12 protein-coding genes and 2 pseudogenes are annotated in these 14837 nt (G+C 68.0%); 7 read left to right on the top strand and 7 right to left on the bottom strand.

Annotated elements, in window-relative coordinates:
- Positions 1–3 precede the first annotated feature (3 nt).
- From ACIRRU_RS15765 to truD, 4 genes are all read left to right on the top strand, one after another.
- Entirely contained in the window at positions 4–1155 is a 1152-nt protein-coding gene (locus tag ACIRRU_RS15765) for an aminotransferase class I/II-fold pyridoxal phosphate-dependent enzyme (RefSeq protein ID WP_403680455.1), read from the top strand.
- Positions 1152–1811 (top strand): hypothetical protein, encoded by a 660-nt coding sequence (locus ACIRRU_RS15760; protein WP_403680453.1) that lies wholly within the window; start codon positions 1152–1154, stop codon positions 1809–1811. The genes ACIRRU_RS15765 and ACIRRU_RS15760 overlap by 4 nt, the downstream gene beginning before the upstream one ends.
- Positions 1811–2434 carry a 2OG-Fe(II) oxygenase gene (locus tag ACIRRU_RS15755; protein WP_403680450.1) on the top strand — a complete coding sequence of 208 codons (624 nt, stop codon included), beginning with the start codon at positions 1811–1813 and terminating at the stop codon, positions 2432–2434. Before ACIRRU_RS15760 ends, ACIRRU_RS15755 begins: the two co-directional genes overlap by 1 nt.
- 215 nt (positions 2435–2649) lie before the next feature.
- Positions 2650–3738: a tRNA pseudouridine(13) synthase TruD gene (gene truD / locus ACIRRU_RS15750; protein ID WP_403680448.1), complete on the top strand. Its 1089-nt coding sequence runs from the start codon at positions 2650–2652 to the stop codon at positions 3736–3738.
- A gap of 129 nt (positions 3739–3867) precedes the next feature.
- Here truD and ACIRRU_RS15745 read toward each other — a convergent pair.
- From ACIRRU_RS15745 to ACIRRU_RS15715, 7 genes and pseudogenes are all read right to left on the bottom strand, one after another.
- A pseudogene (locus ACIRRU_RS15745) lies at positions 3868–4026 on the bottom strand (ATP-binding protein); the annotation flags it as partial.
- Positions 4027–4205: 179 nt separating this feature from the next.
- Positions 4206–4674, bottom strand: a pseudogene (locus ACIRRU_RS15740) (IS5/IS1182 family transposase); the annotation flags it as partial.
- A 26-nt stretch (positions 4675–4700) separates the two neighbouring features.
- Positions 4701–5351 (bottom strand): 2OG-Fe(II) oxygenase, encoded by a 651-nt coding sequence (locus ACIRRU_RS15735; protein WP_403680445.1) that lies wholly within the window; start codon positions 5349–5351, stop codon positions 4701–4703.
- 53 nt (positions 5352–5404) lie between these two features.
- On the bottom strand, positions 5405–6151 hold the full coding sequence (locus ACIRRU_RS15730) for a helix-turn-helix domain-containing protein (protein ID WP_403680443.1): 747 nt from the start codon (positions 6149–6151) through the stop codon (positions 5405–5407).
- A gap of 218 nt (positions 6152–6369) precedes the next feature.
- Positions 6370–8226 carry an ABC transporter ATP-binding protein gene (locus ACIRRU_RS15725; protein WP_403680441.1) on the bottom strand — a complete coding sequence of 619 codons (1857 nt, stop codon included), beginning with the start codon at positions 8224–8226 and terminating at the stop codon, positions 6370–6372.
- A complete protein-coding gene (locus ACIRRU_RS15720) occupies positions 8223–10076 on the bottom strand; it encodes an ABC transporter ATP-binding protein (protein ID WP_403680438.1) in 1854 nt (617 codons plus the stop codon). Before ACIRRU_RS15720 ends, ACIRRU_RS15725 begins: the two co-directional genes overlap by 4 nt.
- A 214-nt stretch (positions 10077–10290) precedes the next feature.
- Complete coding sequence (locus tag ACIRRU_RS15715) at positions 10291–10536, bottom strand: acyl carrier protein (RefSeq protein WP_403680435.1); 246 nt, start codon at positions 10534–10536, stop codon at positions 10291–10293.
- 321 nt (positions 10537–10857) lie between these two features.
- Here ACIRRU_RS15715 and ACIRRU_RS15710 point away from each other — a divergent pair, with 321 nt between their 5' ends.
- From ACIRRU_RS15710 to ACIRRU_RS15700, 3 genes are read left to right on the top strand one after another with little or no spacing between them, the layout of a single operon-like run.
- Complete coding sequence (locus ACIRRU_RS15710) at positions 10858–12381, top strand: class I adenylate-forming enzyme family protein (protein ID WP_403680432.1); 1524 nt, start codon at positions 10858–10860, stop codon at positions 12379–12381.
- A complete protein-coding gene (locus ACIRRU_RS15705) occupies positions 12378–13664 on the top strand; it encodes a type III PLP-dependent enzyme (RefSeq protein ID WP_403680429.1) in 1287 nt (428 codons plus the stop codon). Before ACIRRU_RS15710 ends, ACIRRU_RS15705 begins: the two co-directional genes overlap by 4 nt.
- Entirely contained in the window at positions 13657–14835 is a 1179-nt protein-coding gene (locus tag ACIRRU_RS15700) for an acyl-CoA dehydrogenase family protein (RefSeq protein ID WP_403680428.1), read from the top strand. The genes ACIRRU_RS15705 and ACIRRU_RS15700 overlap by 8 nt, the downstream gene beginning before the upstream one ends.
- Positions 14836–14837: the final 2 nt, after the last annotated feature.

The raw sequence follows: 14837 nt of genomic DNA, 5'->3' as shown, positions 1-14837 counted from the left end.
TCCGTGGCAGCCCCGCCCTCCACCACGAACTCCGCCACTCCGGAGTTCAGTTTTCCGGTCCGGGCCTCGGCCCTGACGGTCGGCCATCCGCCCCGGCGACGCTTCGCCGGAGTCAACCTGAAGAGCTGCGAACTCCAGCACCCGCTGGCTGACCGGCTGGTCCGGGAGGCGCTTGGCACGCTGGCCCCGCACGACACACGTTCCTACCCCGTCCTGACGGAGGTACGGGAGCGACTGGGCGCTCACCACGGCGTACCGGCCGAGGGCGTCCTGCTGACGGCGGGCTCCGACACCGCGATCGGTTTGCTGGTGGATGCCTTCGCCGCGCCCGCCGGCCGTCTGATCCTGCCGGAGCCTTCGTTCGACGCGTGGCGCTACTACACCCGGCTGCGCGGCGTTCCGGTGACCGGTGTACGCCAGATCCGCGGACAGCCCCCGCGGCTGGACGGCGCCGACCTCTTCGGCGCCGTACGCACCCGCCCGCCCTCGGTCGTCGCGCTGACCAACCCCGCCGGCCTCTCAGGGCTGCCGGTACCGCTCGAGGAGGTCGCGCTCCTCGCCGACGCGTGCGAACGCCACGGCCACCTGCTGGTGATCGACGAGTGCTACGGCGTTTACGCCGACATGACGCACGTTCCCCTGCTCGCCGACCACCCCCGGCTCGTCGTCGTGCGGTCCTACTCCAAGTCCCATGCCCTGGCCGGAGCCCGGATCGCCGTAGTCTTCGCGGGCAAGGACATCGCCGGGCACCTCGCCGGTTACCGGCCGGACAGTACGGTGTCCGGACCGGCGCTCGCGCTGCTGTCCGCGTTGCTGGACCGCACGGCGGAGTTCGCCGAGGTGTGGGACGACGTACGCGCCATCCGGGAGGAGTTCGCGGATGCCGTCGAACGGGTCCGCCCCGGTTGGCGGCGGCTCGAACCGGGCGGGAACTTCGTCACGTTCCACACCGGCTCCACGTCGGAGCCGGCGCTCGTCGAACGGGCGCTGCTGGACGAGGGGTTCAGGATCCGGGCGCTGACGGGTTTCCCGGGGCTGTCGGAATGCCTGCGGATCTCCCTGGCGGACAGGCCCGTCATGCGGCGGGTCGTCGATCTGCTCGCCGGGCCGGTTCCCGGGAAGGCAGCGCACCCACCTGTGCGAGGTGGGCGATGACGCCTTCCGGGGTCCCGGTTGTCGGCCGGGTGGCAGTGCTGGGAAGCCCGGGAAGCGGCAAGTCGACGTTCTGCCACGCTCTGGCCCGTGCCGGTGTCCCCGTCTTCCATCTCGACGACCTCTACTGGCACCCCGGCTGGCAGCGCACCCCACCGAAGGAGTGGCGGCGGCTGGTCCGGGACCTGGCGCACGGCGAGCGGTGGATCGTGGACGGCAACCATCTGGACACCATTCCCGAGCGACTGGCCAGGGCAGAGATCGTGGTCCTGCTCGACCTGCCGGTCCTGGTCTGCGCCTGGCAGGTCGTGCGGCGCAGCGTCCGGCTGCGCCGACACCGCGGTGCCGACGGCGAGTACCTGCCGCGGGGACTGCGCCCGGCCGACCGACCCGTGCACGATCTGCCCGCGCTGCTGCGCAAGGTCCTCGGCTTCCGGCGTCGCGAGCTCGTGGCGATGCGACGTCTGCTGGCCGGGTACGAAGGCCGGATCGTCGTATGCCGGTCACGCCGCGCGGTGCGCTCGGCAGGGCGTGAACTGACCGCCGCGCTCCGTGCGTGCCCGCCGGCCCCCGGCTCGCGGCCGGGCGCTGCCGGCCCGACCTCGTGTACGTGCGGTGGCCCGCGCCGGGCCGCTGCCTCCCTTCCTCTGGAGGACTGATGACGGACCATCTGGTACTGCTGGACCGGGCGCAGGCCGAGTACGCTCCGTTCCCCTACCATCACCTGCCCGAGACGTTCTCGGAAGCGGACGCCGAGCGACTGCGCGAGACGTTCCCGGTCTCCAGCTTCACCAAGGTCAGCGGTGACGACCCGGACAAGACGTACGCCATGTGGACTCGTCGGCTTCACCCCGCGCCCGACGTGCCCGACGATGAACTCGCCGCGCCCTGGCGTGCCTTCGTGCGCGAGGTGACGGGTCCGGATTACCGTGCCGGGCTGGCCGCGTTGACCGGGCTGCCCCTGGAATCCTGTCCGGTAGAGGTCAACCTCTGGAGGTATCCGCCGGACTGCTGGCTCGACCCGCACGTGGACAAGCCGGGCAAAATCGTCACTCACGTCTTCTACTTCAACGATCCATGGCCCGAGACGTGGGGCGGAAACCTGCTCCTCCTCGGATCGCAGGCGCCGCAGGACGTGGCCCGGCGCATCACGCCGCTGCACAATGCGAGTGTCGTCCTGGTGCGCGGTGAGACGTCCTGGCACGCCGTGGAGAGCGCGCTGCCCGGTAATCCGGGCGCCGTACGGCTGTCGGCTCAGGTGATTTTCCACCGTCCCGCGTGATCTCCGTTTCGTCACGCGGAATCGCCGGTACCGGTGATTCGGAAGCTGCAGTAGCGTGAATACCACCGGCGAGATCGGAAAGCCGTCTGGAATCGGCGTGAACACCCACTTATTCCCGGCCCTCAATATGAGCGCGGGAACGCTGCGCGCCCAGATTCTCCGGCTTTCCGGTCTTGCCGGTTCCTTGTGTCTTCGGTCGAACCTCTGGAATCGTCATGGGAAACCCCGTTATCAAAGCACTGCCCGAGGATTTCGTCGTACGGGAGGTCATGGCCCTTCCGGAACGGACCTCGGAAGAACCTCGCCACACCTATCTGAACCTTCGCAAGAAGGGCTACACCACCTTCGAGGCCATGGACCTGGTGGCCCGGCATCTCGAGATCCCCGCCGACGCCGTGTCCGCGGCCGGGCTGAAGGACGAGGACGGTGTCACCGAGCAGACCCTGTCCGTGGCGGCCGACGTGCCCACCGCGCTCCTCGACGCCTTCAACGGAAGGTGGACCCCAGGCACCGAGCGCTGGCTGTCTCTGGGCCGGGTCGGACGCGGTGCGAGGCGTCTGGGCATCGGCGAACTGCTCGGCAACGCCTTCTTGCTGACGCTGCGTGGCGTGGAGGCCGAAGAGGCCGCCCGGCTGCGGGCGGTGCCACGGGGCGAGGCGACCGTCCTGTTCGCCAACTACTACGACACCCAGCGCTTCGGTGTCGCGGGCGGCCCCAAGGTGACCCATCTGATCGGCCAAGCGCTACTCGACGACGAACCGGAACTGGCTTTCGAGCTGTTGCGCACCTCGCTCTCTCACGAGGGCGACCTGGCGTTGCGGCACACCGGTAGCGCCGAGGAGTTCTTCGCCGGTCTCGACCAGCGGGTGACCGCCTTCTACCGGACCGCCTGCTCGTCGTATCTGTGGAACCACCGACTGGCCCGGCTCCTCGAACGGCACGGCTCCGATGTGGAGCAGACCGACCGGGAAGGGCTCGGCTACACCTTCCCCACGAGCCGGCGGCCCCTGCTGGGGCTGCTGGCCGAAACGCCCGAGTTGGAGTACGACAAGTGGCGCTGGTCCGACGGCGCGACGCGCCGAAGGGTCTCGCGCAGGCCGACGGTCCTGCAGACCGTGGTCACCGTGCGTGATGTCGAACCCGACGACATGTTCGACGGGCTGTGGAAATGCGAGGTGTCTTTCATGCTGCCCTCGGGGTGTTACGCCACCAACGTCATCTCCCAGTTCCTGCTCCAGCTCGCCAGCGCCGACCCGGCCCGTCCCCCGCTCGGTGCGGTGGCTTCCCGCTCGGGCGTGGCTTGACCTGGCGGAGCGTTCCAGCCGCGCCGCGGCCCTGCCTTCCGGCACCGACGGGGGGAGGGCCGCGCTGTTTCCGGCTTCCGGCGGAATCCGGCCGGAGACAGCCAGGACGGTTCCGCCGTTCCGGCGGCCTTTGCCCACTCCCGGTGGTCCGAGCAGGGCAGCGTTGGACTTGGCCTCGATCAAGGAGCGGGCGGCGAGGTCTTTGACCTCGCGCGGGTCGAGTTCGGGCTGGAACGAGAAGTCGTCGTCCTCACGTGTCTTGTGGTGCGGCAGTTTAGAGGTTCGCAGGCAGGTCGCCACCCGCGGCGGCCGACACCGGTGGGAAGGCCGTTCCCGTGCGTCTCGTCCACGACGCGAACGCCGCGGCCCGTCGCTCTGGGGTGCGCCGCCAGCAGGGTCCCGCCCCCGGTGATCCGGGACGGTGGCGTGCAACATGATCTGGGACTGGGCCAGGAGTCCAGCGATGTTCACGCGGCCAGACCGAGAGTGTCGCGCCTGGTGGGGGCGGGTGTGGTGAGGCGACGGGTCATGTTCGCGATGGAGGCCCAGTGGACGCGCGAGGTGGAGGAGTCGGGCCGGTGTTCGTCGCGGGCCAGGCGGCGGTGGAGCATCAACGTTCCGTTCACCTGCTCCACGATCCACCGCCCGGGCTACGGGACGAAGCCCTTGCCCTGGTCAACCAGGACCTTCTCCAGGCGCATCCCGCACCGCTCGGCCGCCTGGTCGAGCAATGCGGTGCCGGCAGCGTTGTCCCGGGCGGAGGCCGCCTGCACCACGGCACCGATGATCAGTCCCAGGACGTCGACGGCCTGTCCCCGCTTGCGCCACGACACCCTCTTGTTGGCAGCCAAGTCCCGTCGTGGTCTTCGCGCCGCCCACGGCCGCACGGACGGACCGGGTGTCGGTGGTCACCAGGGACGGGTCCTCCGATCGGCGGGGCTATGAATCAGCTTTCCGCGACCTCAGAGCGCCGTCAGATGCAGCAGGAGGACCTTTCGGTCCCCCTTTACGGCATCGGATACCGGGGTGACGGCGTGCCAGGAGCGCTCCGACGGGCACAGCACGATGGACTCACCGGCGAGCGGCAGGATCCGCTCGGCCACGTCGTCGGCGGCGGGCGAGCGCAACACCAGGAATTGCCCCTCGTTGGCGGCCGGCCAATGGTCGTTGAAGTACCAGGTCTGCGTCACGAGTTTGTCGGTACGGTCGGTGTGCGGGTCGATCCACGCCCCCGCCGAGTAGCGGACTGCCCTGATCTCCAGCCGGGCCCGGGACACGTCCTTGGAGATCAGCTTGCCGATCACCTCCCGGTACTCGTCGGACATCAGGGCCGTGACCAGGTCCCGCCACACGGGGGTGAGGTGCCGGAACCCCTCATCGACCACCTCGTCACAGTCCACGAGGGTGAGGTTGTCCGTGCTGTATCCCTTCTCTCCCGGTCGTCCGCTCGGCCGTGCGGTGCGGGTGAAACCATGGTCGGGGAACTCCTGGACGAGCCGGTCGAGGGCGGGTTGGCGCAGCATGCCGCGGACAGTGCCCCAGACGAATGGAGAGGAGTTCAGGACGGCGCCGCTCAGGGCGTCCATGTCGACGAGGGGGGCTGGGCTGCTCATACAGGGATTCCTTTTCTCTTCTGACCAACTGTTCCGTCGGGATCCCGGACTGGCTAGGCGGCGCCGCTGACGTCCGCAGTCGACGCGATGGTGACCGCGCGGGAGTCCGGCAGTGTTGCGATGCGGGTCGCCAATTCCTGGGCGGTGTGTTGCAGTTCCCTGGCCAGGGCGCTGCGGTCCTGCTGCCCCGCCACACTCAGCACAGAGAGCGCCAGCGCCTCGGCCGCCCCGGGCAGTCGGATGGGGCAGGCCAGCACCGCGCTCGCGCGGACGGCGTCCTCCAGCCGCACCACCGGGCCGGTCGCCGGACCCGGTTTGGATATCTGTGCCAGCACCCTGCGAGAACCCAAGTCCACGATCTCCTCGCGCTCGTCGGCCACCCGGGACCTGCCCACCCGCAGGAGATGGATCACGTCGCGGCCACGGGCGACGGACAGACAGACCATGGACACCCCGGCGCTCCGGCGCAGTTTCTGCAGCTGGGGATGGGCCAGCACGCGGATCTTCTGATCGCGCTGGAGGCGACCGCCCAGCACGAACACCTGCCGCCCCAGGACGAGGCCGCGTTGGCCGCGTTCCAGGAACCCGGAGTCCAGGAGTTCAGCGACGAGCCGGTGGGCGGTGGGCTTGGGCAGACCAGCGCGGCGGGCCAGTTCGGCCAGCGTGACTTCCACGTCGTCCGTCCTGAACGCGCTGAGGATCGCCAGCCCCCGGGTCAGCATGGAGTCGCGTTTACGACCGGCATACAGTTCACCCGTCCGGTCGAGCCGTTCGGTCCGATCCTCCTTGGAACCGTTCACCGTGCTTCCCTCCTTCGATCCACCACGAGAGTTGACGCAGAATCAAATAGAGAGGGATATGCGTACTTGAAGAAGGCGTTTTTCGGCATGGAGGAACTCCTGGAGTTCGGATAGGGACTGCCTCAGGGCGATCAAAGGGACTGGTGCACGGCCGCATTGCGAGTGGAAGTGACGTGCGACGGATGACAGCATGGCGATCAGAGTCGGCAGCCGACCTCTCACAAGCCGCTCCACCGGTCGATCGGCATATCCGCGAGCTCATCCTGGTACGCGGCGGCTTGGACGGTGTAGAGCTCCGCGTAGCGGCCCTGGCGGGCCATTAACTCGACGTGAGTCCCCTGTTCGGTGACGCTCCCTCCGTCCAGGACCACGATGTGGTCGGCTCTGCGCACGGTGGAGAAGCGGTGGGAGACCAGCAGCGTGATCCGGTCCGGATCCGCGGCGGCCTGCCGCATGAAGACCTCGTACAGTTCGTGCTCGGCCAGCGGGTCGAGGGCCGCAGTGGGCTCGTCCAGTACGAGGAGAAGCGGATGCCGGCGCATCAGGGCCCGGGCTACGGCGAGGCGCTGCCATTGGCCTTGGGAGAGTTCGGATCCGCCGTACACCATGCCCAGTTGGGTGTCCAGGCCGTCGGGCAACCGATCAACGATCGATTCGGCCCCCGCCTCGCGCACCGCACGAGCTACCTCTTCCACGTCGTCCATGGCGTCGGGCTCGCCGATCCCCACGGTCTGCTGGACGGGTAGCTGGAAGCGGAAGAAATCCTGGAAGGCAGCGCTGAGCCGGCGGCGCCAGGCTGCGGTGTCAAGCTCGACCAGGGGCACACCGCCAACCTCGATGCTCCCGGCGGTGGGCGCGTACATCCCACTCAGCAACTTGACCAGAGTGGTCTTACCCGCGCCGTTCGCACCGACCACCGCCACCGTCGTTCCGGGCCGCAGGTCGAGGTTCACACCGGACAGCACATGTTCATGTGAACCGGGGTAGGCGAAGCCTACGTCGCGCACCTGGATACCGTTCCCCCGCAGGTCGGGGACGGCTTGCGTGCCGGTGTCCCGCTGCTGGCGGGCGTGAGCCAGCAACCAGAGGTAGTGGTCGGTGGCGTGACCCGCCTCGGCGATCAGGGAGTAGCCGGAAACCGTGCCGCGAATCTGGGAACGCAGTTGCGTACCCAAGGTGATGACCAGCATGAGATCCCCGAGCGAGGCCGCGCCCCGGACCACCAGTGACACCGTGAGAATCAGAGCGCCGATGTAGCCGGCCGCGTAGCATATCCAGCCGCTGAGCTGCCTGCCGAGGGCGCCGAGCCGAGCCTTGAGTACGGCGTTGACAACGCGGGAACGGGCGGCGTGGGCGGTCTCGTCCAGGGCAGGGCCCGCCCCCGCCAGGTAGATCTCCTTACCTGACTCCGGCGCCAGGAACATGCGGTGGATCCGGTCCTCGAGACGCTGGTCCTCGGCTGTGGCCGTGCGAGCGGCGGCGAGACTGCGCTTGGCGCGGTCCGCTGCCCACAAAGGGGGCAGGGCGAGCAGCGACAGTGCACCGAGGGCCGGATGGACCCCGACCAGGAGCCACAGCGAGAGTCCGGCGCTGATCACGGCGATCGCAGTGTCGGACATCGCCCAGCAGGAGCCGGCGAGGGAGGCTGTGTGGCGGCGCAGAAGCTCCAAGCGGTTGAGAAAGTCGGGGCGTTCGAGGTGTTCCAGGGTGGGGATGGACGCGGTGCGGGTCAGGATCTCCCGGTTCACCTCCAGGTCGACGCGGTCGGTGAGGTCGTGCTGGTAGTTGTACCGGGTGCGGTTGCCGGCCGCGGCGGTGACGTGGGCGGCAACCCCGATCAGGACTGCCAGGGCGAGGGCGGCGAGTGGCGGCCCGCCGGAGTGCTGCGCCGCGTCCACGACCCAGCGCTGGCTCAGACCCGTGGCGGCGACCGCACCCGCTTGTGCGAGGGAGAGACAGACGACCACAGTCACCACAGAGGGGTCGATGCGCCAGGCCAACGCGAAGGTGTGATGGGCGATGCGCAAGATGGCGGCGCCTTGCTCGCCCTCACTCCTTGGATTCCTGCCCTTCATCGTGAGGCCTCCTTCCTCCCGGTGTGCGGGTGGGTGTCGACGAAGCGAGCAGCCTGGAGCCGGAAGAGGCGGGCGTACTCCCCCTCGAAGTCCAGCAGTTCACGGTGAGTGCCCTGCTCGGTGACCCGTCCGGATTCCAGAAGGACGATCCGGTCCGCCCGGCGCACCGTGGACAGGCGGTGGGAGATGAGCAGTACGGTCGCCCCCGTCACCTCGGCGACGACCTGACGGAAGAACCGGGTTTCCGCCTCCACGTCCAGATGGGCTGTCGGCTCGTCCAGGACCAGCAGGTCACGACCATGCTCGACGGCGAAGACCGCACGCGCGATCGCGACGCGCTGCCACTGACCGCCGGAAAGGTCGGAGCCATCGGCACGGTCGGCGCTGAGCACGGTGTCGTAGCCGTCGGGTCGGTTCGCGGCGATGACGTCGACACCGGCGCGGCGTGCGGCGGCGCGGATCCCCTCCCTGTCGTGCCGGTGTTCGGGCGCCGAGAGGGCGATGTTGTCGGCGAGAGTGAGCGGATAGCGGTTGAAGTCCTGGAAGACGACTGCGACGCGCCTGCGCCAGGCCTCCATCTCCGACGCGTCCAAGGGCCGCCCGTCGACGAACAGGGCTCCGGCGGTGGGGGGGTAGAGGCCTGCGAGCAGTTTGATCAATGTGGTCTTGCCGACGCCGTTGTGCCCGACGAGCCCGACTACTTCTCCCGCATGAACGGTCAGGTTCAGACCGTCCATGATCCGGCGTCGGCTGCCGGGGTAGGCGAAGACCAGTCCCTCGGTGCGCAGCGTCACCGGGTTCCGCTTCTGCGGGCCGGCAGCAGAGTCGCCCGACTGTCGCGGCACTGAGAGGGTGCCGGCGGGCCCGCCCAGGACAGCGGTGGGCGCGGCGGTCTCACGGAAGTCGGTGGCGAGTCGGTCCAGCGCTCTGACCGCGCCAAGACCGTATTCGATGTCGAACGCTTCCCGCCCCATGGCGGCGATCTGGAAGACGCCCCACGCGGCCACGATCACGGTCATCAACTCGCCGACAGCAAGGCTGCCGCGTGCGGCGGCCAGCCCCGGCAGGAGGAGCGCGGATCCGGCGGCGATCGCGGACAGAAGGACGATCCAGCCTTGCTGGCGCAGGATGCCCCGACGGGTGGACCAGATGGTCTCCGCCCAGGCCAGGACTGCACGGCTGCGCCGCTTGACCACCCACTCGTGCAGGCCGAAGATGCGGATCTCCTTGGCGGCCGGCCTCCCCGAGGCGACGTCGCTCCAGTACTGTGCGCGCCGCCGTAGCGACTCGCGTTCGTCGCGAACCTGTGCCAGATGGACCCACCAGCGCCGCAGCAGTGCCCGGTTGATCACGCAGACTGCGAGCAAAAGGGCGGCGAGCCACCAGGAGAAGGTCAGGGCGATGACAGCCGCAGAACCCAACGCCCCCAGAAAGCGGAAGAGGAGCCGGAGCTGGCCGACTGCTGCGGTTCCCGGAGAGCGGACCCGCCCCTCACCGACATCCGAGGCACGGGCGGCGTCGTCGGCGAAAACCGGATCTTCCAGGTGCGTCATGTTCAACGGCGCCGTCGCCAGGCGCCGAACCCGCCGCCGTATCTGAGCATCCAGACGTCCGGCCGTGAACTGTTCCAAGGTCACTCCCACCGAAGTGAGAATCTCCTCCGCCACCAGGAGCACGGAGACCGCGACCAGCGGCCACACCAGCGTCGAGGCGGTCTGACGCTCGGACGCGGCTTCGGTCAGTCCGGCCGCGAGCCATCCGGTGATCACGGCGCTGAGCGCGGGCACAATCGCGGTCCACAGGTGAACCAGGACCAGGGCACCGCCGGCTCGGCGGTCGGTGGCGCACATCCGTATGAGGTGGAGACGCTCGGCTATCAACGATCTGGCCTGGGATAACCCCAAAGGGGACATGCGTAATTTCACCACCCGACCTCCTGACGGTCGCCATATGAGTTGCCGCCTTCGGCACCAGTACGGCGACGCCATCCAAACATGGCAGCCCTTGGTCGATCCGAAGCGGATCCGATTTCCCTCAGCACAGAAAAGAGAACTCCCGCAGCAGTCAGGCCAGATTCTTCGCTGACAGCAGTTCGACAATAGATTTGACGCTCTCGAAATGCTCGAACATCATCTCGTCATCCTCGAAGACCACACCGAAACGGTCCTCCAGACGAAGGGTGAGTTCCACGCCGGCCAGCGAGTCCAGGCCGAAAGAGCTCAGCAAGGCACCGTCCTCCATGCCGGTCGCCTGAGGAACAATCTCACGAACGACCTCGCGAATCGCGTCAGCAATATCCGTCTGTTCCATGGTCCCCTCCTTCTCATTTTCCGGCGAAATTCTGAAGAATCGATCCGCCATATTTATCAGGCTGCAAAGGTGGACTGCCGCACTCAAACGGAATACTGAATAGCCTCTTGATGTCCGCGACAGATTGGCTCCAATGGTCAGGGACACTACACCGGAATGACCATCCCGCAACCTGTTCCCTCGCATTCTTTGCGTATATCAGCAAATTGAAGGACGGCCGGTCCGGCAGAGGACATCGTGGGTACAGACCGAGCGATGCTGCCTGGCGACGACCGAGAGAAGGGTGGGGTCCATGGCTGTAGATGTAGGGAAGGTGACGCGATGACCGTCTCGATACCTCCGGAGGCTGTGGCGATGCGTCCTGCTCCGCAAGAACACATCAGCTTGGTCGGTCTCCTGGATTTCGCGGCGCGGGCCCACGCCTCGCAGACCGCGGTCCGCACCGCCGGTGCGGAGTTGCTCACTTGGTCCGAACTTGAGCTGACTGGACAGCGGATCGCCGGAAGGCTAGCGGCCGCTGGGGTGGGGCGGGGCGACCGGGTGGTCGTCTCCCTCGCCCCCGGTCCGCGCTTCGCCGCTGTGCTCTCCGCGGTTCTGCGGCTCGGAGCGATCCTCGTCCCCGCCAGACACCGAGCAACCGCCTATGAGCTGGAGTGGCAGATCCGGGACGCCGATCCTGTTCTCGTTGTCGCGGAGGGAGGGACGGCCGACGAGGCGGAGCGGATCGGTGCCACCGTCATGAGGCTCACCGATCTGAGCGGTGGGGATGCTCCTGCGGCGCCCTCGGTGCAGATCAACGGCTCCGAAACTGCCTTCTTGATATACACCTCGGGTAGCACCGGTCGCCCGAAAGGGATCGTGTGCCCTCACTCCGCAGTCCTGTTCGCAGTACGGGCCATCGCCAAGCAAGTGGGCTACCGTTTGGGCGACGTCGTATGGAACAGGCTTCCGGTTTCCTTTGACTACGGCCTCTACCAACTGTTCCTCTGCGCCCTCACCGGTGCCGAACTCGTCGTACCTACCGGGGAGTTGTCTGCCCGAGAGCTGGCCGAGATGCGAGCTGTCGGGGCCACGGTCGTCCCCGTGGTTCCCGCGTTGGCTCTCACGCTGGCGCGGTTGGCCCGTCGAGACCGCACGCCGACCGGAGTCCGGCTGTTTACCAACACGGGCGCGGCACTGCCCCCGGCACACTCGGCACAGCTGCGTACGGCGTTTCCCGGAGCCGGCGTCGTGCTGATGTACGGCATGAGCGAGTGCAAACGCATCACGGTGGCCCCGCCTGACGAGGACCTTGTTCATCCCGGCAGCGTCGGGGGTTCGCTGCCCGGCACACGGCTGTTCGTCGTGGACGCGGCCGGGGTGCCGCTCCCTCCGGGCGAGATCGGCGAGATCGTCTCTGCGGGGCCTCACGTCATGGCGGGCTACTGGCACTCGCCGACCGAGACCGCCCGGAGGTTTCGCGTCGCACCGGACGGCCAGGGCATGGCGGTGTTCACCGGTGACAGAGGGAAGCTCGATGAAGCGGGGCGACTGTACTTCGTGGGTCGTGACGACGACATCTTCAAGTACCACGGATGGCGGATGAGCCGGACGGAACTAGAGGCCGTCCTGGCAGATATTCCCGGCGTCAATGCCGCCGCGGCCCTTCCCCCCGGCCCCGACGGCCGACTTTGTGTGTGGGCGGAGACATCGCTTTCACCGAGTCAGGTGCTCGACGGAATCAGGGCGCGCCTGGGCCCGGAACGAACGCCGGACCGCTGCGTCGTCCTCGACAGGCTCCCCCTGACGGCTCACGGGAAGATCGACGTGGCGGCTCTCCGTCAGTTCGCGGGGACGGGATCATGACCGGGTTTTCCATGGAATCGGGCATCGACGGGGCGACCAGCCGTCGTCTGGACGCGCTCGCACAGCGCGTCGGAACTCCCGCCTACGTCTACGATCTCGCCGTTCTACGCTCGTCCTTCGCCGCTCTCCGAGGCGACCTGCCGGACTCAGAGCTGTTCTACTCACTCAAGGCCAATCCGCATCCCAGAGTCGTGGCGGAGCTCATCGCCTCTGGCGCGCAGGCAGAGGTCAGTTCGACCGGCGAGCTGGACACGGCGCTGGCGGCCGGCTGCCCGGCGGAGCACGTGCTGTACAGCGGGCCGGGCAAGACCCGGGAGGAAGTGGAGCAGGCTCTCCGACGTGGGGTCCGTTTGTTCTCCGTCGAGTCGGTCACCGACCGGCAGCGCCTCGCTGATGCATGCGCCGAGACCGATAGCACGGCCGAGTACCTGGTACGCGTGAACAGCCCGCGGGGCAGCACCGGAGGGTCTCTGCGCATGGGCGGCCGTGCCAGCGCGTTCGGTGTCGATCACACCGACACGCAGTCCCTCGACCAGCTCCTGCGTCCCCTCGGTCGCGCCCGGCCAGTGGGTCTGCACACCTTCAGCGCGACCAATATCGCTGATCCCGCGGAACTGGCGGCAGAGTTCGAGCAGTCCGTCCGCACGGTCGCGGCTATAGCCGGACGGGCGGGATTCACACCCTCCGTGCTTGACCTCGGCGGAGGGTTCCCCGCCCCGTTCGCCCGCCCCGGGCCGGTGCCGCGCCTGCCCCGGCTACGAGCAGCCGTCGATGCTGTGCTGGACACGGCCTTCCCCGATCGACACCGGCTCGGCACCCGTGTCGTCTTTGAGTCCGGCCGGGCACTGGCAGCGTCCGCAGGGACCCTGCTCACCACTGTTCTGGACGTCAAGCGGAGCGGCGACCGCACCTTCGCTGTGCTGGACGCCGGCGTCAACGTTCTCGGCGGAATGTCAGGACTCGGCCGGCTCCGGCCGCCGAGCGTCGTCCCGATCCCCCTCGGCGCGGAAGCGCCCTCCTCCCGGAGAGACGTCGACAACCCGGTCACATTGGTCGGCCCCTTGTGCACACCGCTCGACGTACTCGCTCCCTCCATCGACGCCTCATACCTCTACCCGGGCCAGGTACTGGCGATTCCCAACACGGGCGCCTACGGCCCCACCGCGAGTCTCCTGGGATTCCTCAGCCGCACCCCTCCTGCCGAGGTCGTGCTCGACGGCGACCGCCTGGTGGCCGTGGGCCGTACCGAACTACGTACACAGGAGGAGATCCTCTGTGACTGACGTCAGCACTCCCTCAGCACCACCAGCCGTCGGCCTGGCCTCGCTCATCGACCTGATCGGCAGTCATGCTCGCGACGTCGACCGGCAGGCACGTTTCCCCGTCGAGAGCATGGCGGCGCTGCGCGCCGGCGGCTACATGGGCTACCTCGTCCCTTCGGAGTACGGAGGCCAGGGCGGCAGCCTCACCGGCATGGTCAGCCTCGCGAAGGAACTGGCCGGTGCCTGCATGTCCACCGCCCTGATCTGGGCGATGCACTGCCAGCAGGTCGACTGCCTGGTCCGGCACGCCGACGCCCGTCTCAAGGCAGAGGTGCTGCCGAGGATCGCCGCCGGTGAGATCTACCTCGCCTCCGTCACCACCGGTTCCAGTGGCGGCCATCTGATGTCGGTCGACGAGAACCTGACCGACGCACCTGACGAGAATCTCCTCTGTCTGGGCCGGACCGCCCCGGTAGTGACTGGCGGTGAGTACGCCGACGCCTTCCTGGTGACGATGCGCGAGAGCGACGACGCTTCCGACCACGGAGTCTCGTTGGTCTACGTTCCTCGGTCAGATGTGACGATACGTCCGATCAGTACGTGGAACCCCATGGGAATGCGGGCCACCGCAAGTGGAGGGCTGCGGCTGGACGGAACGGTTCGCCGGGACCGGCTGGTGGGACAGCCTGGACAGTTCCGCGACGTTTCTCAGGACAGCATGGTCCCGCTGGCCCACCTGGCGTGGAGCGCGTGCTGGTTGGGGGCGGCGCAGAGTGCGTTCTCCGGTCTGCTGCGGCAGATCGGATCCACCGTCGCGGCCGACCGCGGTTCGCCGCTGGTCCAAGAACGCATCGCCCGCATCCGGGTCGATCTAGAACTGGTCAACGCCTACCTGCGGCGGACCTGCGAGGAGATTGAGCTCCTGCGTGAGCAGGGCCACAACGTCAACAGGCCCGATCTCCACATCCATGTGAACACGCTCAAGCTCGCTGCCTCCGAGCTCACGTTTCAAGCGGTCGACCGCATGGTGCAGCTGGCTGGACTGTCGGTCGGCTACAACGCTGACGCCCATCTCCCTCTGGAACGCGTCTTTCGTGACCTGCGCTCCGCCGCGCTCAACTACTCCAACGACCGTCTGTGGACCGCGACGGGCGCTCTCAGTCTGATTGACCGTTCCGTGCACCTGTTGTGAAC

This window comes from Streptomyces sp. NPDC101181 (genome assembly GCF_044767975.1).
In the GTDB taxonomy this organism is placed as follows: domain Bacteria; phylum Actinomycetota; class Actinomycetes; order Streptomycetales; family Streptomycetaceae; genus Streptomyces.
The sequence above is the reverse complement of the archived record's forward strand: the minus strand, read 5'-3'. Positions and strand labels throughout refer to the sequence as shown.